The sequence below is a fragment of the Mesorhizobium sp. Cs1299R1N1 genome (genome assembly GCF_037179655.1).
Classification (GTDB): domain Bacteria; phylum Pseudomonadota; class Alphaproteobacteria; order Rhizobiales; family Rhizobiaceae; genus Mesorhizobium; species Mesorhizobium salmacidum.
In genome coordinates, this window is sequence record NZ_JAPYKR010000010.1 from 110902 (window position 1) to 135757 (window position 24856).

General features: G+C 63.0%; 22 protein-coding genes and 1 tRNA gene. 5 read left to right on the top strand and 18 right to left on the bottom strand.

Annotation, left to right across the window (positions count from 1 at the left end; translation table 11 throughout):
• Nucleotides 1-209: 209 nt before the first annotated feature.
• Nucleotides 210-299, top strand: a tRNA-Ser gene (locus tag O7A70_RS22230).
• A gap of 107 nt (nt 300-406) precedes the next feature.
• Here O7A70_RS22230 and O7A70_RS22235 read toward each other — a convergent pair.
• A complete protein-coding gene (locus O7A70_RS22235) occupies nt 407-1906 on the bottom strand; it encodes a tetratricopeptide repeat protein (protein WP_337142360.1) in 1500 nt (499 codons plus the stop codon).
• Nucleotides 1907-2547: 641 nt separating this feature from the next.
• On the bottom strand, nt 2548-4392 hold the full coding sequence (gene recQ / locus O7A70_RS22240) for a DNA helicase RecQ (RefSeq protein ID WP_337142361.1): 1845 nt from the start codon (nt 4390-4392) through the stop codon (nt 2548-2550).
• A gap of 231 nt (nt 4393-4623) precedes the next feature.
• On the opposite strand from recQ, the gene O7A70_RS22245 reads away from it, so the two are divergent.
• Nucleotides 4624-6045: a coniferyl aldehyde dehydrogenase gene (locus tag O7A70_RS22245; protein ID WP_337142362.1), complete on the top strand. Its 1422-nt coding sequence runs from the start codon at nt 4624-4626 to the stop codon at nt 6043-6045.
• 299 nt (nt 6046-6344) lie between these two features.
• Here the strand turns inward: O7A70_RS22245 and O7A70_RS22250 are convergent, their stop codons facing one another.
• The 8 genes from O7A70_RS22250 to uxaC all read right to left on the bottom strand — a co-directional run bounded on the left by O7A70_RS22250 (nt 6345) and on the right by uxaC (nt 13406).
• Complete coding sequence (locus O7A70_RS22250; protein WP_337142363.1) at nt 6345-6683, bottom strand: cupin domain-containing protein; 339 nt, start codon at nt 6681-6683, stop codon at nt 6345-6347.
• 10 nt (nt 6684-6693) lie between these two features.
• A complete protein-coding gene (gene kduD / locus O7A70_RS22255) occupies nt 6694-7458 on the bottom strand; it encodes a 2-dehydro-3-deoxy-D-gluconate 5-dehydrogenase KduD (RefSeq protein WP_337142364.1) in 765 nt (254 codons plus the stop codon).
• Complete coding sequence (kduI, locus tag O7A70_RS22260) at nt 7455-8306, bottom strand: 5-dehydro-4-deoxy-D-glucuronate isomerase (protein WP_337142365.1); 852 nt, start codon at nt 8304-8306, stop codon at nt 7455-7457. The genes kduD and kduI overlap by 4 nt, the downstream gene beginning before the upstream one ends.
• 22 nt (nt 8307-8328) lie before the next feature.
• Nucleotides 8329-9099 carry a FadR/GntR family transcriptional regulator gene (locus tag O7A70_RS22265; protein WP_337142366.1) on the bottom strand — a complete coding sequence of 257 codons (771 nt, stop codon included), beginning with the start codon at nt 9097-9099 and terminating at the stop codon, nt 8329-8331.
• Nucleotides 9100-9110: 11 nt separating this feature from the next.
• Complete coding sequence (locus O7A70_RS22270; RefSeq protein WP_337142367.1) at nt 9111-10391, bottom strand: TRAP transporter large permease; 1281 nt, start codon at nt 10389-10391, stop codon at nt 9111-9113.
• 3 nt (nt 10392-10394) lie between these two features.
• A complete protein-coding gene (locus O7A70_RS22275; RefSeq protein ID WP_337142496.1) occupies nt 10395-10919 on the bottom strand; it encodes a TRAP transporter small permease in 525 nt (174 codons plus the stop codon).
• Nucleotides 10920-10981: 62 nt separating this feature from the next.
• Complete coding sequence (locus tag O7A70_RS22280) at nt 10982-11959, bottom strand: TRAP transporter substrate-binding protein (RefSeq protein WP_337142368.1); 978 nt, start codon at nt 11957-11959, stop codon at nt 10982-10984.
• Nucleotides 11960-11993: 34 nt separating this feature from the next.
• The gene (gene uxaC / locus O7A70_RS22285; protein WP_337142369.1) at nt 11994-13406 is read right to left on the bottom strand and encodes a glucuronate isomerase; all 1413 of its coding nucleotides are present in this window, start codon (nt 13404-13406) and stop codon (nt 11994-11996) included.
• A gap of 203 nt (nt 13407-13609) precedes the next feature.
• Between uxaC and O7A70_RS22290 the strand changes: the two genes are divergently transcribed.
• Nucleotides 13610-15139 (top strand): mannitol dehydrogenase family protein, encoded by a 1530-nt coding sequence (locus tag O7A70_RS22290; protein ID WP_337142370.1) that lies wholly within the window; start codon nt 13610-13612, stop codon nt 15137-15139.
• A 104-nt stretch (nt 15140-15243) separates the two neighbouring features.
• On the opposite strand, the gene O7A70_RS22295 is transcribed toward O7A70_RS22290, so the two are convergent.
• The 7 genes from O7A70_RS22295 to O7A70_RS22325 all read right to left on the bottom strand — a co-directional run bounded on the left by O7A70_RS22295 (nt 15244) and on the right by O7A70_RS22325 (nt 21845).
• The gene (locus tag O7A70_RS22295; RefSeq protein WP_337142371.1) at nt 15244-15651 is read right to left on the bottom strand and encodes a F0F1 ATP synthase subunit epsilon; all 408 of its coding nucleotides are present in this window, start codon (nt 15649-15651) and stop codon (nt 15244-15246) included.
• Nucleotides 15652-15753: 102 nt separating this feature from the next.
• Nucleotides 15754-17334, bottom strand: a complete 1581-nt coding sequence (gene atpD / locus O7A70_RS22300) for a F0F1 ATP synthase subunit beta (protein WP_337142372.1) — start codon at nt 17332-17334, stop codon at nt 15754-15756.
• 69 nt (nt 17335-17403) lie between these two features.
• On the bottom strand, nt 17404-18291 hold the full coding sequence (locus O7A70_RS22305) for a F0F1 ATP synthase subunit gamma (RefSeq protein ID WP_140503875.1): 888 nt from the start codon (nt 18289-18291) through the stop codon (nt 17404-17406).
• A gap of 31 nt (nt 18292-18322) precedes the next feature.
• Complete coding sequence (atpA, locus tag O7A70_RS22310) at nt 18323-19852, bottom strand: F0F1 ATP synthase subunit alpha (protein ID WP_027145125.1); 1530 nt, start codon at nt 19850-19852, stop codon at nt 18323-18325.
• Nucleotides 19852-20412, bottom strand: coding sequence for a F0F1 ATP synthase subunit delta (locus O7A70_RS22315; RefSeq protein WP_337142373.1), 561 nt, complete (start codon nt 20410-20412; stop codon nt 19852-19854). Before O7A70_RS22315 ends, atpA begins: the two co-directional genes overlap by 1 nt.
• A gap of 246 nt (nt 20413-20658) precedes the next feature.
• The gene (locus O7A70_RS22320) at nt 20659-21054 is read right to left on the bottom strand and encodes an AGROH133_08824 family phage infection protein (RefSeq protein WP_337142374.1); all 396 of its coding nucleotides are present in this window, start codon (nt 21052-21054) and stop codon (nt 20659-20661) included.
• 95 nt (nt 21055-21149) lie between these two features.
• Entirely contained in the window at nt 21150-21845 is a 696-nt protein-coding gene (locus tag O7A70_RS22325) for an aspartate/glutamate racemase family protein (protein WP_337142375.1), read from the bottom strand.
• 65 nt (nt 21846-21910) lie between these two features.
• Between O7A70_RS22325 and O7A70_RS22330 the strand changes: the two genes are divergently transcribed.
• Entirely contained in the window at nt 21911-22153 is a 243-nt protein-coding gene (locus O7A70_RS22330) for a type II toxin-antitoxin system Phd/YefM family antitoxin (protein ID WP_337142376.1), read from the top strand.
• Nucleotides 22150-22605 (top strand): type II toxin-antitoxin system VapC family toxin, encoded by a 456-nt coding sequence (locus O7A70_RS22335; RefSeq protein WP_337142377.1) that lies wholly within the window; start codon nt 22150-22152, stop codon nt 22603-22605. The genes O7A70_RS22330 and O7A70_RS22335 overlap by 4 nt, the downstream gene beginning before the upstream one ends.
• Before the next feature lie 7 nt (nt 22606-22612).
• On the opposite strand, the gene O7A70_RS22340 is transcribed toward O7A70_RS22335, so the two are convergent.
• Nucleotides 22613-24796: a primosomal protein N' gene (locus O7A70_RS22340; RefSeq protein ID WP_337142378.1), complete on the bottom strand. Its 2184-nt coding sequence runs from the start codon at nt 24794-24796 to the stop codon at nt 22613-22615.
• Nucleotides 24797-24856: the final 60 nt, after the last annotated feature.

Consider the following 24856-nt stretch of genomic DNA (forward strand, 5'->3'; position numbering starts at 1 on the left):
AAAACCCGGTGACGACAGCGACGACGGCCAAGGCCACCAATGCCGCCCCCGCCGATGAGCGGCGGACGCCACCTTGACGCCACTGCCTGAACCCACTGCCTGAACCCACTGCTTGTCCGGCAAGCCAAATATCGCTGGATTTGGCCTTGTAACCTGCCCGTTCAGCCGTTATCTAGTGCGCCGCGCCGGCAACGGCCGACCATGACCGCGGAGAGGTGGCAGAGTGGTCGAATGCACCGCACTCGAAATGCGGCATGGGTGCAAGCCCATCGGGGGTTCGAATCCCTCCCTCTCCGCCAGTACTCTTACTTACTGATTTTGCAGACTTTTGAACTGTCCCGCGATGCATTTAAAAATTGCAACAATCTAGACGCTTGCCCGGATCAAAGTACTCCGAACGAAAACATTATAGACGAATATCTATCCTTGACCGAATAACGCGCCCTTGAAGCTCTTCGATTATAATCGGAACGTTACGCTCTTTTATTGAATCTCTCAGGTACTTTGCACCAATATCACGAACTTTCAAAATTGCACCGAGCGCATCATACCAATTGTAAAGTTCCAAAGAATAGGAAAATAGCTCATACATTGCCTTGGCCAGTGAACGGCGATCTGTCTCACCGAGCATAGATTCGTCTACATCGATGTCCTTCAATATAGTTATCGAGGAATTGATTTCGCCAACCATTTTATACGCAGCAGCAAGATTGGATTTCCTTCGAATAAATGAGGGGTGGCCCTTCGGCAGAATCTGCAACGCCACCTCAATGGACTCTTTCAAAATCGGGATCGCCTCCCGAGCTTGCTTGTTCCTGACGAAGAAATCACCCAAATTATTAAGCCGAATTCCGAGATGATATCTACCGGCATTGCCCATCTTTCTTAGGTCTTCAACGCATTTGCGAGTGACTTCTATCGCTGCGGGAAGCCGATTTAATTCGGCTAAGCACGCACCGATATTAGCCTTCACCCTCAGGATAAGAAGAGAATGACTATTACCGCTTTTTTCAATCATCGAGAGTGCAAGCTCAAATTTTCTGAGGGCCACCATCTGATTCTCTTCAACAGCAGCTATCGACCCGGCAATTAACTCGAGAGAAATTCTCGACAACTCCGTACATTCAACATTCCCAACGATATCGGAACTAGCTTTCTTCAGTAATATGTTGGCCTCTGAAAGCTCCCCCACGCTTGCCCTTATGAAAGCCTCAGCCAAGATCAGCCGGATTGAATCCTCTGACCTTTCCACGGGTGAAAGCAAACTTCTTGCTGCCGAAAACTCCGTCAGAACTCCTTGCCTTCTTCCACTCATATCAATGTGATCAAGAAGCGAAATAAGGCCATCAACGCTCGGGCTTAGATAGAACGCGCGCCTAAATAACGTCTCCGCTTTATGAAGCTGGAATTGTAAAACAGAGAGCGCTGCTCGAGCAGAGGTCACCTCAGACTCCATTCTCGAACTAAGCTTCGTCCCCTGCTCAACGTCCACAAGAAGTTTTTCTGCATGGACATAATCGCCCGATGCGATCGACGCTTTTACCTGTCCAAGAATTATTGAAAGTTCTTTAGCATTTAGATCAGACAGCAATTCGAATAACTGCAGCCTAGCGCCATGCACAAAATCTATATACTTTATCGGGTCCCTCAAAACCTCATTGAGATAATCTAGCTCAGACCGATTCGAAGACAACTCTCTCTGCAGAATCTCCTTTTCAGCTATCAACGATTTCTCGCCAAGGGCTTGAATTTTCTGTTGTTGACCTGTTACCTCATCGATCCTCTGCTTCAGAATTTCAAAATGCAACTCGAACGGAACGCCAACATTTAAAACCTCAACATTACCGGAAACTTGAATATTTCCGTCTCCGCCGACTATTTTACTCTCGCTTTTGACCCCAAACATTTACCCACGCTGCTCGTTACTGTCGCCATCCACAACGGAATTGACCGTGCTCCCATGACCACCAATCTGAATATTCCGAGAACCGGACACGATATGGTTGATGCTCTTCTTCCTCTGCCTCGCTTTAAAGAAAAGGAAGGGAACTCCGGCGATAGCACAGACTGCGGAGATAAGCGCAGCCCAGTCCATGATTGTTTGCGGCATAGATCCCCCAGGGAAGTTCAGTCGATGGCTAACAGTCATAGGAGTGTCGGCCCAAACGGACTCTAATGGAACTCATTATCGTTGGCTACCTGAAGCTAAGTGGATGCTTGCAGGTGCCTTTGCCGCGCATAGATGACGGAACGGTCTCCATCCACTGCATGTGTCGCATTTGGCAAAGCTTGGTAAATCTCACCATTCCACCGTGCTGTGGGTCAGGCGGATGGTGTGGATGGGTTTCGAATCCGCCTTTATGCCATTACTACGTGACATTCTATGATAGGCTCAGCCGACCGCCGCTGATGGCCGTCACGAATTCAGGCGCCCCACCCGCCCTCGATCGTCCGGTATTTGCCCGAGAACTGTTGCGATAGGTCGTAAGTTAATGTGGAGCGCACCACTGGCGCTGCCATCCGCAGTCGCAAACGGCCTAACGGGCCTCACGCCGATCTGCCAGCCTGATGCCCCGCAATCACGCTCAGAAAAACCGCGCCGAACTCCTTGAGCTTCGCCCCTCCCACGCCGTTCACCTCGGCGAAGGCGTCGAGGTCGCGCGGGCGGCGGTCGGCCATGTCGATCAGCGTGCGGTCGGAAAACACCACATAGGCCGGCACTTGGCGCTCCTTGGCGAGCCGCAGCCGCAACGCCTTGAGCGCTGCCAGCAGCGAGGCGTCCACGCCCTCGGCGCCGGCGGCGGAGCCTTCCCCGGAACGCTTCCTGCCACGCGCGAGAGGATCCCGCGTCTCGACGCGATACTGGAATGCACCCTCGCCGCGGCCGAGCGCGCGGCCGCTTTCGGAGATGGCGAGACCGCCATGACCCTCGGGATCCGGCATCAGGAACCCACCGGCGACCAGTTGCCGGATCAGCGACAGCCACACTGTCTTCCTGTGCGCGGCGCCGGTGCCAAAGCTGCTCACCGTTTGATGGCCTCTGGCCAGCACCTTCTCGGTCTCGTGGCCAAGCAGGATGTCGATGACATGGGCCGCGCCGAAGCGCTCGCCGCTCTGCGCGACCGCCGCAAGGATTTTCCGCGCCTCGTCACTGCCATCGGCGCGCGGCGCCTGATCGAGGCAGTTGTCGCAATTGCCGCAGGCTTGAGCCTCTTCGCCGAAATAGCCGAGCAGCACCTGGCGCCGGCACTGCGCCGTTTCGCAATAGCCGATCAGCGTGTCGAGCCGGCGGTGCGATCGTCTCTTGTGCTCGGGCGAGGCGTCCTCGTCGTCGATGAACAGCCGTCGCATGCGGATGTCGCCAAGACCGTAAAGCATATGCGCCTCGGCCTCGCGTCCGTCGCGGCCGGCGCGGCCGATTTCCTGATAATAGGCTTCCAGGCTGCCCGGCATATCGGTGTGGAAGACATAGGCGACGTCGGGTTTGTCGATGCCCATGCCGAAGGCGATGGTCGCCACCATGACGACGCCGGACAAGGTCATGAAGGCGTTTTGATTGGCCTCACGCGCCTCCTTGCTCATGCCGGCGTGATAGGCAAGCGCCCTGACGCCGTTCTTCTCGAGGAAGGCTGCCATCTCCTCGGTCTTCTTGCGCGACAGGCAATAGATGATGCCGCTCTTGCCCGCATGGCGCTCGATGAAGCCGAGCAGCTGGCGCTTGCTGTCCTGCTTGGGCGCGATGGCCAGCTTGATGTTGGGCCGGTCGAAACCCAGCACCAGGGTTTCGACCCGCTCGGCGAACAGCCGGGCGGCGATATCGGTGCGCGTGCTCTCGTCGGCCGTCGCCGTCACCGCGATGATCGGCACATTGGCGAAGATGCCGCGCAACCGCGACAGGTCTTCATATTCAGGCCGGAATGCCGGGCCCCATTGCGAGATGCAATGCGCCTCGTCGATGGCGATCAGGCTGACGTCGAGCCTGGAAAGCGCCTCGAGCATGCGCTCGGTCATCAACCGCTCCGGCGCTACGTAGAGCAACCGCGTCTGGCCCGACGCCACACGGCGCCAGGCCGCGACATTGGCCTCGCGGTCGAGCGAGGAATTGATCGTATCGGCGGCGACGCCGGCAAGCCGCAGCGCCGCGACCTGGTCCTGCATCAGCGCGACCAGCGGCGAGACGACGAGGGTGAGCCCGCCCAGGACCAGCGCCGGAACCTGGTAGCAAAGCGATTTTCCGGCCCCCGTCGGCATGACGGCCAGCACATGGCGCCCGCCGAGCAGAGCGTCCATGACGTCGGCCTGGCCGGGCCGGAAATCGTCGAAGCCGAACACGTCCTTCAGGACGCGCCGCTTGGGATCCTCGGCCCGGATGCTCGCCGCCTGTGCCTGCATCACGCTGCCGCCTGGCTGGGAGCGGTTTTTCGGGGATTGGAGAGGATGTGGGAACCGATCAAGAGACTCTCCGTGTGATGCCCTGGAGTAGCGCAGCCGTCACCGGGCCGCAACAGGGCCGGCTCGTTCTCTGCCCCTGTGTGAGATCGCGCTTCCCCTGCGGTATCTGCGCCCTGCTGGATTCCTCGGCGCCACGATGTAAGCTCGACCCGACATGCCAGGGAGGGTGCGATGCTGCAGACCAGACAGGATGTCCTCGGCGAACGGTTCCGGTTGCAGCGTGCCGCCTTCGAGAAGCAGCCCTTTGCCGACCTTGGCCTTCGTAAGGACCGCCTCAAGCGCCTGCTGGCGCTGACCGAGCAGCACGAGACTGAGATCTGCGCCGCGATCGACGCCGACTTCGGCGGCCGCTCGGCGCACGAGACGCGGCTTGCGGAACTGTTTGTCGTGCGCGCCGGCATTCGCCATGCCCTTGCGCATGTCGGCGGCTGGATGCGGGAGCGTCGTGTCGCCACCACCTTGCCCTTCCTGCCGGGCAAAAACCGCCTTCTGCCGCAGCCGCTTGGGGTGGTCGGCATCGTATCGCCCTGGAACTACCCCTTTCAGCTCGCCGTCGCGCCGGTCACGGCAGCGCTCGCCGCCGGCAACCGCGTCCTGGTAAAACCCTCCGAACTGACGCCTGCTTTCTCGGAACTGCTGGCCAGACTGGCCGGCGAGCACTTCGCCCCGGATGAGCTCAGCGTCGTCACCGGCGATGCCGAGATGGGCAAGGCCTTCGTCTCGATGCCGTTCGACCACCTTCTGTTCACCGGTTCGACCGCGGTCGGTCGCCAGGTCGCGATCGCCGCCGCCGCCAACCTGACCCCGGTCACGCTCGAACTCGGCGGCAAGTCGCCGGCGATCCTCGACGCCTCCTGCGATCTCGACACGGCAACAGCCAGCGTCGCCTATGGCAAGCTGTTGAATGCCGGGCAGACCTGCATCGCGCCGGACTACCTGTTGGTGCCCAAGGGACAGGCAGGCACGGTCGCCGCGAAGCTCGCAATCGCCGTGGCGCGGCTCTACCCCACGCTGCGCGACAACCCCGACTATACCGCCATCATCAGCGATCGGCATTACCAGCGCCTGTGCGCCATGATCGCGGAAGCCCGCGAGGCCGGCGCCGATGTCACCGAGATCAACCCGGCCGGCGAAGAGCTCGGCACCGCGGGCCGGAAGCTTTTGCCGACCCTGGTCAGCAACGCCGGCCCCGACCTGCGGCTGATGCGCGAGGAGATTTTCGGCCCGGTGCTGCCGATCGTCGAATACGCCACGGTCGACGACGCGATCGACCATGTGAACCGGGCCGACCGGCCGCTGGCGCTCTACTGGTTCGGCAACGACAGCACCAACCGCCAGCGCATCCTGCGCGAGACCGTCGCCGGCGGCGTCACCATCAACGACTGCATGCTGCATCTGGTGCAGGAGAACCAGCCCTTCGGCGGCGTCGGCGCGAGCGGCATGGGCGCCTATCACGGAGAATGGGGTTTCCGCACCTTCAGCAAGGAGAAGCCGGTCTTCCTGCAGTCGCGCTTGAGCGCGGGAGCCCTTCTGCGGCCGCCCTATGGCAAGACGTTCGAACGGCTTTTCGGGCTGCTCAAGCGCATCACCTGACGAGGTGCGGCTGTCTCCTTGCGGGATCGACGCCATCTTGTGACGAGTCCGCCGGTGTTAAGTTTATTTTCACCATGATGCGGCAGGTTTCCGGTCCTGCGGTGATGTTTTGAGTACCGCGGCGCATTGGAGCAATTCCAGGAAAAGTGTGAAACGGTTTTCCGTCCGGAATTGCGTCAGACAGAGATAGAACGTTTCGCCGTTTCTGTGAAACGGAGAGACGCTCTGGCGCCCAGGCAACAAACCCGCGCTTCCCTGGAGGCGCGGGTTTTTCATTGGCCGAGAAATCGTTGGCGGCCTCAGGCGAGAAAATCGGCGCGGTGCGGCGCAAAACTGTCGACCAGACGCCCGGCCTCCAGCGCCCTGACGCCGTGCACCAGCCCGGAGGGAATGATGAAGCTGCCGCCGGTCTCCAGGATTTCGGTCCGTCCGTCGATGGTCACCTCGAAACGGCCTTCGGCGACATAGCTTGCCTGGACATGCGGGTGCGAATGCAGCGCGCCGACGCCGCCCTTGTCGAAGCCGAACTCGACCATCATCAGCTCGTCGGTGGATAGGAGCACGCGCCGGCGATTGCCGTCCGGGGTCGGAGTCCAGGCAGTCTCGCCGGCTTGCGCGAAAATCTTCGGCTCGGTCATTGTCATCTCCTCACCGCGCCAGCCAGCCGCCGTCCACCGGCACCACCGCGCCATGCATGTAGTTCGAGGCCGGCGCCAGCAGGAAGACGGCGGCATCGCCAATGTCTCCGGGCTCGCCCCAGCGGCCGGCGGGAATGCGGCCGAGGATGGCCGCACTGCGGTCGGGATCGGCGCGCAGCGCCTGCGTGTTGTTGGTCTCGATATAGCCCGGCGCTATGCCGTTGACGTTGATGCCTTTCGCCGCCCATTCGCAGGCGAGCAGACGGGTGATGCCGAGCAGGCCATGCTTTGACGCCGTGTAGGACGCAACGCGGATGCCGCCCTGGAAACTCAGCACCGACGCGATGTTGACGATCTTGCCCCGGCGACCGCCGGCAAGGACGCGCCGCGCAAAGGCCTGGCAGAGCAGGAAGGCCGCCTTCAAATTGACGTCGATGACATCGTCCCAATCGGTCTCCGTCAGGTCGACGGCATCGGCGCGGCGGATGATCCCGGCATTGTTGACCAGTCCGTCGAGCGGCCCGTTTTCGTCCCAGACACGATCGAGCATCGGTCCGGCCGCGCCCGTGTCGGCAAGGTCGGCGGCAACCGTCTCGAATTGGCCGCCCAGAGCCGCGACCTTGCTCGCCGTCTCCTCCATCGACGAGCGGCCGACGCCGATCACCGCGCCGCCGGCGCGCGCGATCGAGACCGCGATGCCTTGGCCGATGCCGGTGTTGGCGCCGGTGACCAGGATGCGCTTGCCGGCCAGGCTGAAGGCTGTGAGGTCGCTCACCGCAAGTCGTCCATCGCCACCGGGTCGACATCGGTGTAGTCGACATTGTCGCCGGCCATCGCCCAGATGAAGGCGTAGTTGGACGTGCCGGCGCCCGAATGGATCGACCAGCCCGGCGACAGTACCGCCTCTTCGTTGCGCATGACGATATGCCGTGTCTCGTCCGGCTCGCCCATGAAATGGAAGACGCGCGCCGCCTCGGGCAGGTCGAAATAGAGATAGGCCTCCATGCGCCGGTCATGCACATGGCACGGCATGGTGTTCCAGATCGAGCCCGGCGCCAGTTGCGTCATGCCGACAACGAGCTGGCAGGTTTTTGTTCCTCCGTCATGGATGAACTGGAAGATCGAGCGCTCGTTGCAGGCCTCCTTGCTGCCGAGATCGAGGCGCTTGGCGTCATCGAGGCGGATCAGCCGGCTGGGATGGACCTGGTGCGCCGGCGCGCTGAGCAGGTAGAATTTAGCCGGCGCGGCCTTGTCGGACGAAGCGAATGACACATCGCTGGAGCCCATGCCGAGATAGAGCATGTCGCGCGCCCGCAGGTCGAAAGACTGGCCGCCAGCTTCGATCGAGCCGGCGCCGCCGATGTTGACGGCGATCATTTCGCGCCGGTCGAGAAAACCTTTGGTGCCGGTCGGCTTGATCGCTTCCAACGGCAATGCCGTCGCCACCGGCACGGCGCCGCCGACGATCATGCGATCGTAGTGGGTATAGGTCAGGCTGACGCGGCCGGGCTGGAAGAGGTCTTCGATGTGGAAATTATGGCGCAGTTCGTCCGTTCCCATGGCGGCGGCGGCGGCCGGGTCGATGGCGAAGCGCGATGTGTAGTCGGTGTGGTTCTGGCTCATCTCTGTCCTGACTTCTGGTGGATCATTCGCCGGCGGCCGCCTTGACCGAACTGGCGTAAAAGGCCTGCCGCGCCTGCAGGCGCTCGCGGTAGCGCTGCTGGCTGGCGCCGAGATGGGTGCGCATCGCCTCGCGCGCGGCTTCGGCATGGCCCGCCGTGATCGCGTTCAGGATCACCAGATGCTCGCGCTGCAGCCCGCGCTGGTAGCTGTCGGACTGCACCAGTTCGGTCGACCAGGGCGAGGTCACGTCGCACGGAATGGCGCGCCGGCCGAGCACGTCGAGCATTTCGACATAGAACGGATTGTTGGTGGCGCTGGCGATGGCGCGGTGGAAGGCAAGATCGGCGGGTCCGGTCGGCTGACTGGCGAGCAGCATCCGCTCGAACTCGAAGAAGGCCTCCTGGATCGCCGCTTCCTGCGCTGCGTTGCGACGGATGGCGGCGAGGCCGGCCGATTCGATTTCGATCGCCAGGCGCACCTCGAGCACGTTGAGCGCGATGGAATCCTTGGCTCCCATGTCGCCGGCAAGCGCGCCGAACATGGTCGAAATGTGCTCGGTGACGAAGACGCCGGCGCCCTGCCGCGGCTCGACAAGGCCGTCGGCGGCAAGCTTGGCCAGCGCCTCGCGGATGACGGTGCGGCTGACGCCGAAGGTTTCGGTCAGCTGGCCCTCGGTCGGCAATTTCTGGCCGGGCAGAATCTCGCCCGCCAGCAATTGCTTGCGTATCGCCGTGATCACGCTTTCAGAAAGCTTGGGTTTTCGTTCGACCTTGAGATCGGGACTAACGGACACGTGGCGATCTCCTAATGGAACAGGCCCGGCAGCCACAATGAGATTTCCGGTATGTAGGTGACAAGCATCAGCACGGCGAAGGCGGCGCCGTAGAATGGCCAGATCGAGCGCATTGCGGTCCAGATCGGAATGCGGCCGATGGCGCAGCTGACAAACAGGACCGCGCCGACTGGTGGCGTGCAAAGCCCGATGCCGAGATTGAGGATGAGAATGACGCCGAAATGCACGGGATCGACGCCATAGGCCATGACCACCGGCAGGAAGATCGGCGTCGTGATGATGATCAGCGGCGACATGTCCATGAAGGTGCCGAGGATGAGCAGGATGAGATTGAGCAGCAGCAGGATGACCAGCTTGTTGTCGGATACCGACTGCAGAAAGGCGACCAGCGCCGCCGGCACCCTGAGATAGGCGAGCAGCCAGCCGAAGGCCGCCGCGCAGCCGATGATCATCAGCACCATGGCGGTGGTGCGCACCGACGCCGTCGTCGCCGCGACGAAGTCGCCCCAGCTCATCGAGCGGTAGATGATCAGCGTCACCAGGAAGGCATAGACGATGGCGATGCAGGAGCTCTCGGTCGCGGTGAAGATGCCGGACCTGACGCCGCCGAAGATGATGGCGATCAGGATGAGGCCGGGAATGGCGGCGACAAGCAGCTGCATGGCCCGGCCGAAGCCGGCGAAGGGCTCCGTCGGATAGCCGCGGCGGCTGGCAACCCAATAGGCCGTTATCATCAGCGACAACGCCAGCAGCAGACCCGGCAGCACGCCGGCCGTGAACAGGTCGGCGATCGAGATACGGCCGCCGGCCGAAATCGAATAAATGATCATGTTGTGGGACGGTGGAATGAGAAGCGCGATGATGGCGCCGACCGACGTGATGTTGACGGCGTAGTCGACGCCATAGCCGCGCGCCTTCATCTGCGGGATCATCAGCCCGCCGACCGCCGACGCATCCGCCACCGCCGAGCCGGAAATGCCGCCGAACATGGTCGACGCAGCGATGTTGACCTGCCCCAGACCGCCCCGCAAATGGCCGACCAGGGAGCCTGCCAGCGCGACCAGCCGTGCGGCGATGCCGCCGCGCACCATCAGGTCGCCGGCGAAGATGAAGAAGGGGATGGCCATCAGCGAAAAGACGCTGACGCCGGAATTGAGCCGCTGGAACACCACGACCGGCGGCAGCCCGAGCGTGAGGATCGTCGCGAAGCTGGCGACGCCGAGGCAGAACGCGATCGGCGTGCCTATGACCAGCAGGAACACGAAGGTGCCGAAGAGGACCATAAGTGCCATGGTTCAGGGCTCCTCGCCGGTTGCATGGATGTCGGCGTCGACGGGCAGGCCGGCAAAACGCCCGGCCAGCCGTTCCAAGGAAAACAGGCAGACAAGCGCGCCACCCAGGATGACCGGCAGGAAGCTGACGCCGCCCGGCAAAGCGAGCGAAGGCATCACCGTGTTCCAGGTCAGCCTCGCCAGTTGTACGCCATAGACGATCATGCCGGCACCGAAGGCCAGCACGACGAGATCGGAAATGCTGCGCAGAACCGCCTTGGCCGAGGCAGGCAGGACATAGAGCAGCACGTCGAAGCCGAGATGCGTGCGCTCGCGCACGCCGACGGCGGCACCGAGAAAAATGAACCAGCCCATCAGCAGCACCGAAAAGGATTCCGTCCAACTCGGCGAACGGTTCAGCACGTAGCGCGAGAACACCTGCCAGAAGATGATGATCGTCATCAGCGTCAGGCCGGCGCCGCTGATCCAAAGTGCCAGCCTGGCTAGTCCTGATAGGATGCGCTCCGCACCCAGCCAGAAGCCTCGCATGGCCGACGCGCCCGAAGCCAGCGCGGGGGCCTCCGCGCTGCTCGGTCCGCTGCCCGTGCCGTTCATTTCTCGGCCTGTATGCGAGCGGCCAGGTCCTTCAGCTCGGGCGTCGACAGATACTTGTCGTAGACCGGCTTCATCGCGTCGATCAGCGGCTGCTTGTCGATCTCGCTGACCTTGACCCCCGCGGCCTCGACGATGCCGCGCGACTTCTTCTCCTGCGCGTCCCAGAGTTCGCGCATCTTGACGACGCTGTCCTTGGCCGCCTGCCGCACGATCGCCTGGTCTTCCGGCGAAAGCTTGTCCCAGCTTGCCTTCGACATGACCAGCACTTCCGGTACGATCTGGTGTTGGTCCATCGTGTAATGCTTGGCCACTTCGTAGTGCTTGGCGGATTCGAAGCTCGGCCAGTTGTTTTCGGCGCCATCGATGACGCCGGTCTGCAGCGCCGAATAGACCTCGCCATAGGCCATCGGCGTGGCATTTGCGCCAAGCGCGTTGACCATGTCGACGAACACGTCGGACTGGATGACGCGGAACTTCATGCCTTTCATGTCGGCCATCGAGGTGATGTCCTTCTTGGTGTTGTAGAAGGACCGCGCGCCGGAATCGTAGAAGGCGAGGCCGACGAGGTCATGTGTCTCGAACGCCTTCAGGATCTGGTCGCCGATCGGGCCGTCCATGACGTGGCGCATATGCTCGACCGAGCGGAACATGTAGGGCAGCGACGGCACGGCGGTCTCCGGCACGATGCCGTTGAACGGTCCCATCGAGACACGGTCGAGGTCGATGACGCCGGCCTGGGTCTGCTCGATCGTGTCCTTCTCCTCGCCGAGCTGCGCCGAGTGATAGACCTCGATCGAATAGCGGCCGGCGGTGCGCTGCTTGATCAGGTCGCCCATGTACTTGACCGCCTCGACGGTCGGGTAGCCGTCCGGATGGGTATCCGAGGATCGCAGCACGGTTTCGGCGTTGGCAACACCGATCAGCAGCGAGCCGAAGGCAAACGTGGCCGCCGTCAATTTCGAAATATGCAACATGACTTCCTCCCTTTGAAAATCGAAAACGTCCGGCTCAGAGCCGGTACGCATTTTTGGCAAGCGTGTAGGCAAGCTCCTTCGCCAGTTCATGCGCCTCGTCCTCGCGCAGCCGGTGCTCGGCGACGAGACGCGCCAGGAACGCGCAGTCGACGCGGCGCGCCACGTCGTGGCGGGCCGGGATCGACGGAAAGGCGCGGGTGTCGTCGTTGAAGCCGACCGTGTTGTAGAAGCCGGCGGTCTCGGTGGTCATCTCGCGGAAACGGCGCATGCCTTCCGGGCTGTCGTGGAACCACCAGGCCGGCCCGAGCTTCAGCGCCGGATAGACGCCGGCCAGCGGCGCCAGTTCGCGCGTATAGCCGGCCTCATCCAGCGTGAACAGGATGACGGTGAGGTCACGCTCCAGCCCGACACAGTCGAGCAGCGGCTTCAGCGCGGTCACATAGTCGGTGCGCGTCGGGATGTCGAAGCCCTTGTCCCTGCCGAATTTCTGGAAAACACCAGGCGAATGGTTGCGCCAGGAGCCCGGATGGATCTGCAGCACCAGCCCGTCATCCCGGCTCATCTTGGCCATTTCGGTCAGCATCTGGGCGCGAAACAGCTTTCGTTCGCGCTCATCTTCCGAGCCGGCGCGAATCCGGTTGAACAGCTCCTGCGCCGCCGCGTCGGAAAGATTGGCGGTCTCCGCCGTCGGATGGCCATGGTCCGATGAAGTCGCGCCGAAGCTCTTGAAGAAGGCGCGCCGCTGGCGGTGCGCGTCGAGATAGCCGGCCCAGGCCCCGGTGTCGCAGCCGGTGATCTCGCCGAGCCGATCCAGATTGGCCGAAAAGCCTTCGAAATCGGGATCGACGACGGCGTCCGGCCGATAGGCGGTGACGACGCGGCCCTCCCAGCCGCTGTCGCGGATCATCTGGTGCCATCTGAGATCGTCGAGCGCGCCTTCGGTCGTCGCGATGACCTCGATGTTGAAGCGCTCGAACAGGGCGCGAGGGCGGAAGTTCTCCCACTGCAGTACCGTCGCGATCGTGTCGTAATGGCGATCGGCGGTTGCGGCGCTCAACGGCTCTTCGATGGCGAACAGATGCGCAAGCACATGGTCGAACCACAGCCGGGTCGGCGTGCCACGGAAGAGGTAATAATGTTCCGCGAACAGCCGCCAGATCGCCCGGCCGTCGGTCTCGACGGGCGCACCATCGAGGGTCGGCACGCCGAGAGCCTCCAGCCGCACGCCCTGGCTGAACAGCATGCGAAAAATATAGTGGTCCGGCACGATGAGCAGTTGCGCGGGATCGGGGAACGGCTCGTTCAGCGCATACCAGCGCGGATCGGTATGTCCGTGCGGGCTGATGATGGGCAGGTCCTTGATGCCGGCATAGAGATCGCGGGCGATCGAGAGCGGACGCGCCTCGGCTGGAAACAGCAAATCCGCATTGATCAGTGCCACGGCCATCCTCCCGGTCCTATCGGTAGGGTTGAGCAGAAATAATGTCAACATACAAAACTTGGATTGTTGTATGATGAGTTTTGAGCAAAGCTGAGCATTGTCGGCGAACGCGACCGGTGTTACGCCGCCAGTGTTCTGCGGCTTGCGATCCGCCTCCGGATACCAGCCGCTCCATAACCAGCCGTTTCACGAGATGAGTGCGCGAACCGATGACAGACCGCCGCCTTTCCAACCGCACGGCGCCAGCATTACCGGCCAAGGTCGCCGCGCCTCGATACGATCGCGGTGCGGTTACACCGGGCATCGTGCATCTCGGTGTCGGCGCGTTTCACCGCGCCCATCAGGCCGCCTACATCGATGAATGCCTGGCGGCCGGCGAGACGGGCTGGGGCATAACCGGCGTGTCATTGCGCAGCGCCGATACGCGCGACGCGCTGGCGCCGCAGGACGGGCTTTACACGCTGGCGGTGCGCGGCAGCGGCGGCGAGAAGCTGCATGTCATCGGCTCCATCGGCTCGCTGCTGGTGGCACCGGAAGACCCGGCTGTGGTACTGACGGTGCTGACCGATCCGCGCACCCGCATCGTGACGCTGACGATCACCGAGAAAGCCTATTTGCGGGCGGCCGGTGGCGGATTGGACGCAACGCATCCCGACATCGTCCACGATCTGGCCAATCCGCGAAAGCCGAAGACGGCGCATGGTTTTCTGACCGAAGCGCTGGCCCGGCGGCTGGCTGCCGGCACGCCGCCTTTTACCGTGCTTTGTTGCGACAACCTGCCGGCCAACGGCGCCACCTTGCACAGGCTGCTGATCGAATTCGCTGAATTGCGTGATGCCAGTCCTGGTTCGGTGGGCGGTGCTGGGATCGCCGGCCACATCACAGGTCATGTCGCATTTCCCTCGAGCATGGTCGACCGCATCGTGCCGGCCACGACCGATGCCGACAGGTCGCGGATATCGGGCGAACTTGGTATCGAGGACGCCTGGCCCGTGATGACGGAACCCTTCAGCCAATGGGTGATCGAGGACAATTTCCCGGCCGGCCGTCCGGCCTGGGAAAAATTCGGCGTCACCATGGTCGGCGATGTCGCCCCCTTCGAGGACATGAAGCTGAGGCTGCTCAACGGCGCGCATTCGGGCATCGCCTATCTCGGCCTGCTCAGCGGCCACGCCACGGTCGATCGCGCCTTCGCCGATCCGGCGATAAGGCAATTCGTCGATGCGCTGTGGGAGGAGGCCAAATCGACACTGCCGGATGATGCCGGCCTCGACACATCAGCCTATACGACCGAGCTCGCCGAGCGTTTTTCGAACACGGCACTTGCCCACCGCACGGCGCAGATCGCCAATGACGGCAGCCAGAAATTGCCGCAGCGTATCATCGCCTCGGCTATCGAGTGCCTCGAAGCCGGCGCCGAGCTGGTCCATCTCACGCTGGTGGTGGCAGCCTGGATCGCCGCCTGCGCGGCGCGCGGAAAGAGCTTGCCGGAGGGCCATTTCACCGATCCGCTCGATGCGTCGCTGACTGCGCTTTTGAACCAGCAACTGCCGGCGAACGAAACCGTGACGGCGGTGTTCGATCTGACCGGCTTCGCCAGGGATCACGCCGAACGCCAGACGTTGATCGAACTCGTGGCCGTCCATCTCGTCCACCTGCGACGGGACGGCCCGACTTTGGCGTTTGCTGCCCTCGGCATTCGAAGCTGGCACGAGTCAGCAGGCGATAGAGGACTTTGATGCCGGCGCTACAGCATCGCCGCCATAGCTGAATTCTCGCCGCTCGAACAAAACAAAAAAGCGAGGCAAGTGCCCCGCTTTTCACTTCGCTTCTGAATTGAAGTTCAGGCCGGCAGGATGGCGCCTTCCAGCGTGGTGAGCTGGCCAAGGAACTGCTCGGCCTTGCTGCGCGCCTGGTCGTCCTTGGCGTCCGTGGCGTCTTCCCTGGCTTCCTGGATGCGGCGGGCGAGATCGGCGCGGTCGACATCCTTCACCGCGACGGCCGATTCCGCCAGCAGCGTGCAGCCGGTGGGCACGATATCGGCAAAGCCGCCGAACACGACATAGCGTTCTTCGCTGCCCGAGGCGTTCTTCACTGTGACGACGCCCGGCTTGATCGTGGTCATGACCGGCGCGTGATGGGCCAGGACGGTCATCTCGCCTTCGGCGCCTGGAATAACGACGGATTCGACCTCGGCGGAAACCAGCAGGCGCTCCGGCGAGACCAGTTCGAACTTGAAAGCTTCAGCCATGATTATCTAGCGAGTAGGGAATAGTGAGTAGCGAGTAGGGAAGAAAACTCGCTCGGCTCACATTTACCCTATTCGCTACTCCCTATTCGCTATTCGCTTGAATTACGCCGCTTCAGCCGCGAGGCGCTGTGCCTTCTCGACTGCTTCGTCGATGCCGCCGACCATGTAGAAGGCGGCTTCCGGCAGGTGGTCATAATCGCCGTTGCAGAGGCCCTTGAAGCCCTTGATGGTGTCGGCGAGGTCGACCAGCTTGCCCGGCGCGCCGGTGAACACTTCGGCGACGAAGAAGGGCTGCGACAGGAAGCGCTCGATCTTGCGGGCGCGAGCCACCGTCTGCTTGTCCTCTTCCGAGAGCTCGTCCATGCCCAGGATGGCGATGATGTCCTGCAGCGACTTGTAGCGCTGGAGGATCGACTGCACCTGGCGGGCGACGCCATAGTGCTCGTCGCCGACGACCAGCGGGTCGAGCATGCGCGAGGTGGAATCAAGCGGGTCGACGGCCGGATAAATGCCCTTTTCGGCGATCGAACGGTTCAGCGTCGTCGTCGCGTCAAGGTGAGCGAACGAGGTCGCCGGCGCCGGGTCGGTCAAGTCATCGGCCGGCACGTAGATCGCCTGCACCGAGGTGATCGAGCCCTTGGTGGTGGTGGTGATGCGTTCCTGCAGCGCGCCCATGTCGGTGGCGAGCGTCGGCTGATAGCCCACGGCCGACGGGATACGGCCGAGCAGCGCCGACACTTCGGAACCCGCCTGCGTGAAGCGGAAGATGTTGTCGACGAAGAACAGCACGTCCTGGCCCTGGTCGCGGAAATATTCGGCAACCGTCAGGCCGGTCAGGCCGACGCGGGCGCGCGCGCCCGGCGGCTCGTTCATCTGGCCGTACACCAGCGCCGCCTTCGAGCCTTCGCCGCCGCCCTTCTTGTTGACGCCGGATTCGATGAACTCGTGATAGAGGTCGTTGCCTTCGCGGGTGCGCTCGCCGACGCCGGCGAACACCGAGTAACCACCATGCGCCTTGGCGATGTTGTTGATCAGTTCCTGGATCAGCACGGTCTTGCCGACGCCGGCGCCGCCGAACAGGCCGATCTTGCCGCCCTTGGCGTAGGGAGCCAACAGGTCGAGCACCTTGATGCCGGTGATCAGGATCTGGGCTTCCGTCGATTGTTCGATATAGGCCGGAGCCGGCTGATGGATCGAGCGCAATTCGACCGCGTCGACCGGGCCTGCTTCGTCGACCGGCTCGCCGATGACGTTGATGATGCGGCCGAGCATGCCCGGGCCGACCGGCACGGCGATCGGGCCGCCGGTGTCGCGCACTTCCTGGCCGCGCACCAGGCCTTCGGTGGAATCCATCGCGATGCAGCGCACGGTGTTTTCACCGAGATGCTGGGCAACTTCGAGCACCAGCCGGTTGCCGACATTGTTGGTCTCGAGCGCGTTCAGGATCGGCGGCAGGTGCTCGCCGAACTGCACGTCGACGACCGCGCCGATGACCTGGCGGACCTTGCCGACAACGCCCGTGGCCCTGGTGGCCACGGCCTGGGTCCTGGCAGCGGCGGCCTTGGCCGGCGCTGCTGCTGCCTTGGCCGGAGCCGCCTTTGCTGCCGCTGCCGGAGCCTTGGCCGCCTTGGCGGGGGCTGCTGCCTTCGGGGTTGCCTTCTGGGGGGTCGCTGCTTTCGCCATCGTCTTTACCCTTTTCGTCCTTTGTTTCTCACGCGGTCCGGTTCGCGGGCCCTGACCCGCGGACCGCGCCTAGAGCGCCTCGGCGCCCGAAATGATTTCGATCAGTTCCTTGGTGATCTGCGCCTGCCGCTGGCGGTTGTAGGTGATCGACAGCTTGTTGATCATCTCACCGGCGTTGCGCGTCGCATTGTCCATGGCGCTCATCTTGGCGCCCATTTCGCCCGCCGCGTTTTCGAGCAGCGCGCGGAAAACCTGCACCGCGATGTTGCGCGGGATGAGGTCGGACAGGATTTCGCCCGGCTCCGGCTCATACTCGTAGACGGCGCTGGCGCCATCCGTCGACTCGGGCCGAGCCGAAGAGGCGGACGCTGCCGGAATGATCTGCTGCGCGGTCGGAACCTGGCTGATCACCGACTTGAACTGCGAATAGAACAGCGTGCAGACGTCGAAGGCGCCCTCGTTGAACAGGTGGATGACCTTGCGGGCGATCGCATCGGCATTGACGAAGCCGAGCGTCTTGACCTCGCGCAGATCGACGCGCTCGATGATCATCGCGGCATAGTCGCGGCGCAGGATGTCGAAACCCTTCTTGCCGACGCAGATGATCTTGACCTGCTTGCCATCGGCCAGAAGCCGGCGGATATGGTCGCGGGCATGACGGGCGATCTGCGAATTGAAGCCGCCGCACAGGCCGCGCTCGGCGGTGCAGACGACGAGCAGATGCACGTCATCCTTGCCGGTTCCCGCCATCAGCGCCGGGGCATCGCCACCGCCACCGACAGCCTGGGTGATGTTGGCCAGGACGGAACCCATGCGCTCCGAATAGGGACGCGCCGCTTCCGCCGCCTCTTGCGCACGGCGCAGCTTCGCCGCGGCGACCATCTGCATCGCCTTGGTGATCTTCTGCGTCGCCTTGACCGAGGCGATACGGTTACGAAGGTCTTTTAATGAAGGCATGCTTCAAACCTGATCCCGTCTTGCACTTCGCTCAGGCGAAGGTCTTGGCGAAGGCGTCGATCTCGGCCTTCAGCTTGGCGCGCAGATCGTCCGACAGCGCCTTTTCCTTGCGGATGGCGTCGAGGACGTCCTTGCCGGCCGAGCGCATGTGGCTGAGCAGGCCGTGCTCGAACTTGCCGACCTGGTTGACCGGCAGCTTGTCGAGATAGCCGTTGACGCCGGCGAAGATCACCGCGACCTGCTCTTCCGTCTTCAGCGGCGAGAACTGCGGCTGCTTCAGAAGTTCGGTCAGGCGCGAGCCGCGGTTGAGCAGGCGCTGCGTGGCGGCATCGAGATCCGAGCCGAATTGCGCGAAAGCAGCCATTTCGCGGTACTGCGCGAGCTCGCCCTTGATCGAGCCGGCGACCTGCTTCATCGCCTTGATCTGCGCCGAGGAACCGACGCGCGACACCGACAGGCCGACGTTGACGGCCGGACGGATGCCCTGGAAGAACAGGTTGGTTTCGAGGAAGATCTGGCCGTCGGTGATCGAGATCACGTTGGTCGGGATGTAGGCCGACACGTCGTTGGCCTGCGTTTCTATGACCGGCAGCGCGGTCAGCGAGCCGCCACCCAGGTCGTCGTTGAGCTTGGCGGCGCGCTCGAGCAGGCGCGAGTGCAGGTAGAAGACGTCGCCCGGATAGGCTTCGCGGCCCGGCGGGCGGCGCAGCAACAGCGACATCTGGCGATAGGCGACGGCCTGCTTCGACAGATCGTCATAGCTGATCAGCGCATGCATGCCGTTGTCGCGGAAATATTCGCCCATGGTGCAGGCGGTGAACGGCGCCAGGAACTGCATCGGCGCCGGATCGGACGCGGTGGCGGCGACGATGATCGAATATTCGAGCGCGCCGCGCTCTTCCAGCACTTTGACGAACTGCGCGACGGTCGAGCGCTTCTGGCCGACGGCGACGTAGACGCAGTAGAGCTTTTCCTTCTCGGGGCCGTTATCGTGCACCGACTTCTGGTTGAGCATCGTGTCAAGGATGATGGCGGTCTTGCCGGTCTGGCGATCGCCGATGACCAGCTCGCGCTGACCGCGGCCGACCGGGATCAGCGCATCGATGGCCTTGAGGCCGGTCGACATCGGCTCGTTCACCGACTTGCGCGGGATGATGCCGGGCGCCTTGACGTCGACGCGCTTGCGCTCGATCGCCTTGATCGGGCCTTTGCCGTCGATCGGGTTGCCGAGCGCGTCGACGACGCGGCCGAGCAGGCCGGGGCCGACAGGCGCGTCGACGATGGCGCCGGTGCGCTTGACGGTGTCGCCTTCCTTGATGTCGCGATCGGCGCCGAAGATGACGACGCCGACATTGTCGGCTTCGAGATTGAGCGCCATGCCGCGGATGCCGCCGGGGAATTCGACCATTTCGCCGGCCTGGACATTGTCGAGACCGTAGACGCGGGCGATACCGTCACCGACGGACAGCACCTGTCCGACTTCGGAGACCTCGGCCTCCTTGCCGAAATTCTTGATCTGGTCTTTCAGAATTGCGGAAATTTCCGCGGCGCGGATGTCCATCAGCCGACCTCTTTCAGTGCAAGCTTGAGCGAATTGAGTTTGGTTTTGAGCGACGTATCGATCTGGCGCGAGCCCATCTTGACCACCAGTCCGCCGAGCAGCGACGGGTCGACGGTGACGGAAATGGCCACGTCCTTGCCGGCAACGCTCTTCAGCGCCGCCTTGAGTTCGGTCTGCTGCGCCGTGGTCAGCTCATGCGCCGACGTCACTTCAGCAGCAGCCTCGCCACGGTGCTCAGCGGCGATCTGACGGAATGCCTTGATCATGCCGGGCACCGCGAACAGGCGGCGGTTCTTGGCGACGACGCGCAGGAAGTTGCCAGTCAGGCCGGTGATGCCGGCCTTGTCGGCGATCGCCGCGATGGCCTTGGCCTGGTCCTCGCTGGAGAATACCGGGCTGTTGATCAGCCGGGTGAGGTCCGCGCTGCCCGCCAGCATGGCCTCGAAACCATTCAGGTCGGCCTCGACCTTGGCCACGGAATTTGATTGCGATGCCAGTTCGAACAGCGAACCGGCATAGCGCTCTGCGACACCTGAGATTGGCGATGACGATTGGGCCACGGACCGTCTTTTCTCTTGTCTGACAGGCCGCAGATTGTTGGCGCGAGCAAAAACTCTGGCTAAATCTTTGACCTTACTGCATTTTTCCAAGCACGGAGGCGCGGCTTCCGCTATCCCCGGCCGAAAGTCGATTGCCGTCTAGCACAGGCATTTTAAGACCGCAATGCGTCGTTCCGCATGGTTTTCAGGCACTATTGTCGCATCCGGCGAAAGACTCGGGTCCTGCGCGCCGGGATACCCTTGGATTCATGGCACAAAGCCAAAGGCAAAGGCGAGCGGCAAGGCCGCGAGCGCCAGTTCCACCACGATGGAAACCCAATTGAAAGGTGTATTGGCGCCATCCGACATCATCGACAGCAGCCGGCCGAAGGCGGTGAACAGCCAGGAGAAGCCGAGCGCCATGTAGACCAGCGGCTGCGCGAACAGGATGCAGCACAAGCCGACCCCTAGATAGAAGCCCGACATGCGGCCTCGGCCTTCGGCGATCGCCGCCGCCTTCTCGGGTTTGGCCTGCAGGCGCAGGATGCGGAACGCCAGGCCCGGCGCCAGGAAGAACAGAAGGCCGAGCAGCACGGTGAAGACCGCGCTCGACCAGGCCAGCCATTCGCCCTGGCTCGTCGGCCATGGAAGCGCAAAGTCCATCGTGTCCCCTCGAAAAGTCTGCTTTGAAATCGCGGGCATTCTAGCGGAGTAAAAATGCCGCGCCAGATGGCTCCAGGCACTTTAGGAGGCGCGCATCAACCGAGCGCGAATTCCACCGCCGCCTCGGCATGGATGCGCGTCGTATCGAAAACCGGAATGTCGAAATCGCCTTGGCCGATCAGCATTGTGATCTCGGTGCAGCCCATGATCAGGCTGTCGGCGGCCTCTTCGCGGCGAAGGCGGTTTGCCTCGGCGACATAGGCGGCCTTCGAAGCTTCGGAGACAACGCCCTGGCAGAGTTCCTCGTAGATGACGCGATGGACCATGTCGCGCCCGACGTCATCGGGCACCACTGGCGAGAGGCCATATTTGTCGGCAAGCCGCCCCTTGTAGAAGTCCTGCTCCATGGTGAACCGCGTCGCCAGCAGCGCCGGGCGCCGCAAACCGGCCTGCCTGATCGCGGCCGCGGTGGCATCGGCAATATGGATCAGCGGGATCGACACGGACGCCTGCACCGGGTCGGCCAGCTTATGCATGGTGTTGGTGCACAAGAGCAGACCTTCCGCGCCGCCGGCCTCAAGCTTGCGCGCGGCATCGGTCAGCAGCGCGCCGGCACCCTCCCAATCGCCATGATGCTGCCGCTCCGCGATCTCGGAAAAATCGAACGACCACAGCAGCAGCTTCGCCGAATGCAGCCCACCCAGCCGCTCGCGCACGATCTCGTTGAGCAGGCGGTAGTAGATCGCGGTCGATTCCCAGCTCATGCCGCCGAGCAGGCCAATGGTTTTCATGCGGGCTGTTCCTTTATCATGCAATTGCTATATTATGACCACATGAGACCACAAGAGGTTCCGCCATGAAGACAATGCAGGTTCGGGAAGCCAAGGCAGGGTTCTCGGCGCTCGTGGAAGCTGCGGAGAGCGGCGAGCCCACCATCATCACAAAGCACGGCAAGCCAGCAGCGGCTGTCATTTCGGTCGAGGACTTGCAAAAGCTATATCCAGCCAAGCGTCGAAACTTCGGGGAATTTCTTCTGACCTATCCGGGAGGGTTCGAGTTCGAAAGGAATGAGTCACCGTCGCGGGATATCGATCTTTGAGTGGCTATCTCCTCGATACTTCCATTTTATCGGCGTTCGCGCCTGGCAGGCTGCCGCTTGCGAAAGAAGTCGCCAATTGGATCGTAACGCAAGGTGAAAAGCAAACGCTCTTCATACCGGTTATTGCGATCACCGAAATCGAGAAAGGCATCCGCAAGCTCGATCGTACTGGGGCCACAAAGCGTGCGGAGAGTCTGGTTGTCTGGCTCAACGACATCATCGAAGGATTTGCAGATCAAATTCTGGGCATCAATACCGATATAGCCCGAAGAGCGGGCCGAATGGAGGAAGCAGTCTCTGCGAAAGGGAAGAACCCAGGCCTCGCGGACATACTGATCGCTGCTACGGCGGCAGCGAATGACCTTATCGTGGTTACGGCAAACGTCAGGCACTTTGAAGCGCTTGATGTTTGGTGCTGGAATATATTGCAAGACCCGCCCGGCCCCGACTAATCCATTCTCACAAAAAACTCTGCGGGTCGATGTCGACCTGCACCCGGACCGAGCCGCGCTGCTTCGGTCCGTTGGCGAGCATTGCCCTGATAAAACCTTGCATGTCGGCGCGCCGTTCGCCCTGGATCAGCAGACGGAAGCGGTGGCGGCCGCCGAGCAGCGACAGCGGGGCTTCCGCCGGCCCGAGCACGAACAGGTCCGACGCCTCCGGTGCCGCGCGGCGCAGGCCGCGTGCATGGCCTTCCGCCTCCGCCCGCGTCACCGCGCTTACGATGACGCCTGCCAACCGGCCGAAGGGCGGCAAGGCAGCGCGTTCGCGCTCCGAAATCTCGCGCTGGTAGAAAGACTCGGCATCGCCTGAGACGATCGCCCGCATCACCGGATGGTCGGGCTGGAAGGTCTGCAGCAGGCCAAGGCTCTTCTTGCCGGTGCGGCCGGCACGGCCGGTCACCTGGCTGAGCAGTTGAAACGTGCGCTCGGCGGCCCGCGGATCGCCATTGGCAAGGCCGAGATCGGCGTCGACGACGCCGACCAGCGTCATGTTCGGGAAATTGTGGCCCTTGGCGACCAGTTGCGTGCCGATGACGATATCGGCCTCGCCATTGGCGATTGCCTCCAGCTCCAGCCGCAATCGTCGTACACCGCCCATGATGTCCGACGACAGCACGATGGTGCGCGCCTCCGGGAAATGCGTCACGACCTCCTCGGCGATGCGTTCGACCCCCGGCCCGCAAGCCACCAGATGGTCGAGTGTGCCGCATTCCGGGCAGGCTTCGGGACGGCGCTCGTTGTGACCGCAGTGATGACACACCAACTGGCCGCGAAAGCGGTGTTCGACCAGCCAGGCCGAGCACACCGGACAGCCGAAGCGATGGCCGCAGACCCGGCACAGCGTCAGCGGCGCGTAGCCGCGCCGGTTGAGGAACAGCAGCGACTGCTCCTTCTTCTCCAGCGTCCGGCGCATATGGTCGATCAGCACCGGCGACAGAAATCCGCCACGGGCGGGCGGTGCGCGGCGCATGTCGATCGATTTGAGATCGGGAAGTGCCGCCTCGGCGAAGCGGGCGGAAAGCACAGCCCTGGCATAACGGCCCTGGCTGGCGTTGACCCGGCTCTCGACCGATGGCGTCGCGGACGCCAGGACGACGGGGAAGCCGCCTAAATGGCCGCGCACGACAGCCATGTCTCGCGCATTGTAGAAGACGCGGTCTTCCTGCTTGTAGGCGGGGTCGTGCTCCTCGTCGACGACGATCAGGCCAAGCTCCCGGAACGGCAGGAACAGCGCCGAGCGCGCGCCGGCAACGACGCGCACGCCGCCTTCCGCCACTTGCCGCCAGACCTTTTCACGCATTCGCGGTGGCAAATCCGAATGCCATTCGCCCGGCTTGGCGCCGAAACGTTGCTGGAAGCGTTCCAGAAAGGCATGCGTCAAGGCGATTTCCGGCAGCAGGATGAGCACCTGCTTGCCCTGCTCGAGCGCGGCCGCCACCGCCTCGAAATAAACCTCCGTCTTGCCCGAACCGGTGACGCCGTCGAGCAACGCGACATTGAACTCGCCGGCCGCGACATTGGCGCGCAGCATCGACGCGGCCTCGTTCTGGTCCGGCATCAGTTCGGGAGCGGCATAGCTGGGATCAGGCGCGGCCACCACCGGGCGCGGCGGGATCATCACCGTCTCGAACACGCCTTGCGCTTTCAGCCCCTCGATCACCGTCGACGATACGCCCGCGGCGTGCGCGAGCCCGGAGCGCGTCCAGGCCAGCCCGCCTTCGGCCGTCTCCAGCACGCGTGCCCTGGCATCGGTCATCCGGTCGGGCACGAGCAGGGTGCGCTGCAGTCCTTCGATCCAGGGTTCGGGATCAAAGGCCTCCGGCGCCCTGAGCAGCATGCGCGCCACCATGCCCGGCGGCGACAGCGTGTACTGCGCCACCCAGTCGACGAAGCGACGCATGGCGCGGTCGATTGGCGGACAGTCGAAAACCTGCTCGATCGGACGTAATTTCCTGGCATCGACCTGCTCGACCGCGCCGTCCCAGACAATGCCGGCGACCTGGCGCGGCCCAAGCGGCACGCGCACGATCGAACCCGGCACCACGCGCATGCCGGCCGGCACGGCATAGGTGTAGGGGCGTTCGGCCGGCATCGGCACCAGCACCGGCGCGGCCGCGACAAAGGGCGAATCTTCGATCATGAGGCGTGACCTTGCCCTGACTTTGGTCTAGATCAAAGAGCAACGCTGAACGTGCCTTCC

Excerpts from the sequence above, each read along its gene's own strand:
- O7A70_RS22235 (WP_337142360.1), bottom strand. The coding sequence starts at position 1,906 with ATGTTTGGGGTCAAAAGCGAGAGTAAAATAGTCGGCGGAGACGGAAAT.
- O7A70_RS22325 (WP_337142375.1), bottom strand. The coding sequence starts at position 21,845 with ATGAAAACCATTGGCCTGCTCGGCGGCATGAGCTGGGAATCGACCGCG.
- O7A70_RS22280 (WP_337142368.1), bottom strand. The coding sequence starts at position 11,959 with ATGTTGCATATTTCGAAATTGACGGCGGCCACGTTTGCCTTCGGCTCG.
- O7A70_RS22270 (WP_337142367.1), bottom strand. The coding sequence starts at position 10,391 with ATGGCACTTATGGTCCTCTTCGGCACCTTCGTGTTCCTGCTGGTCATA.
- O7A70_RS22340 (WP_337142378.1), bottom strand. The coding sequence starts at position 24,796 with ATGATCGAAGATTCGCCCTTTGTCGCGGCCGCGCCGGTGCTGGTGCCG.
- O7A70_RS22330 (WP_337142376.1), top strand. The coding sequence starts at position 21,911 with ATGAAGACAATGCAGGTTCGGGAAGCCAAGGCAGGGTTCTCGGCGCTC.
- atpA (WP_027145125.1), bottom strand. The coding sequence starts at position 19,852 with ATGGACATCCGCGCCGCGGAAATTTCCGCAATTCTGAAAGACCAGATC.
- O7A70_RS22320 (WP_337142374.1), bottom strand. The coding sequence starts at position 21,054 with ATGGACTTTGCGCTTCCATGGCCGACGAGCCAGGGCGAATGGCTGGCC.
- O7A70_RS22290 (WP_337142370.1), top strand. The coding sequence starts at position 13,610 with ATGACAGACCGCCGCCTTTCCAACCGCACGGCGCCAGCATTACCGGCC.
- O7A70_RS22275 (WP_337142496.1), bottom strand. The coding sequence starts at position 10,919 with ATGCGAGGCTTCTGGCTGGGTGCGGAGCGCATCCTATCAGGACTAGCC.
- uxaC (WP_337142369.1), bottom strand. The coding sequence starts at position 13,406 with ATGGCCGTGGCACTGATCAATGCGGATTTGCTGTTTCCAGCCGAGGCG.
- recQ (WP_337142361.1), bottom strand. The coding sequence starts at position 4,392 with ATGCAGGCACAGGCGGCGAGCATCCGGGCCGAGGATCCCAAGCGGCGC.
- O7A70_RS22305 (WP_140503875.1), bottom strand. The coding sequence starts at position 18,291 with ATGCCTTCATTAAAAGACCTTCGTAACCGTATCGCCTCGGTCAAGGCG.
- kduI (WP_337142365.1), bottom strand. The coding sequence starts at position 8,306 with ATGAGCCAGAACCACACCGACTACACATCGCGCTTCGCCATCGACCCG.
- O7A70_RS22245 (WP_337142362.1), top strand. The coding sequence starts at position 4,624 with ATGCTGCAGACCAGACAGGATGTCCTCGGCGAACGGTTCCGGTTGCAG.
- atpD (WP_337142372.1), bottom strand. The coding sequence starts at position 17,334 with ATGGCGAAAGCAGCGACCCCCCAGAAGGCAACCCCGAAGGCAGCAGCC.
- O7A70_RS22295 (WP_337142371.1), bottom strand. The coding sequence starts at position 15,651 with ATGGCTGAAGCTTTCAAGTTCGAACTGGTCTCGCCGGAGCGCCTGCTG.
- O7A70_RS22250 (WP_337142363.1), bottom strand. The coding sequence starts at position 6,683 with ATGACCGAGCCGAAGATTTTCGCGCAAGCCGGCGAGACTGCCTGGACT.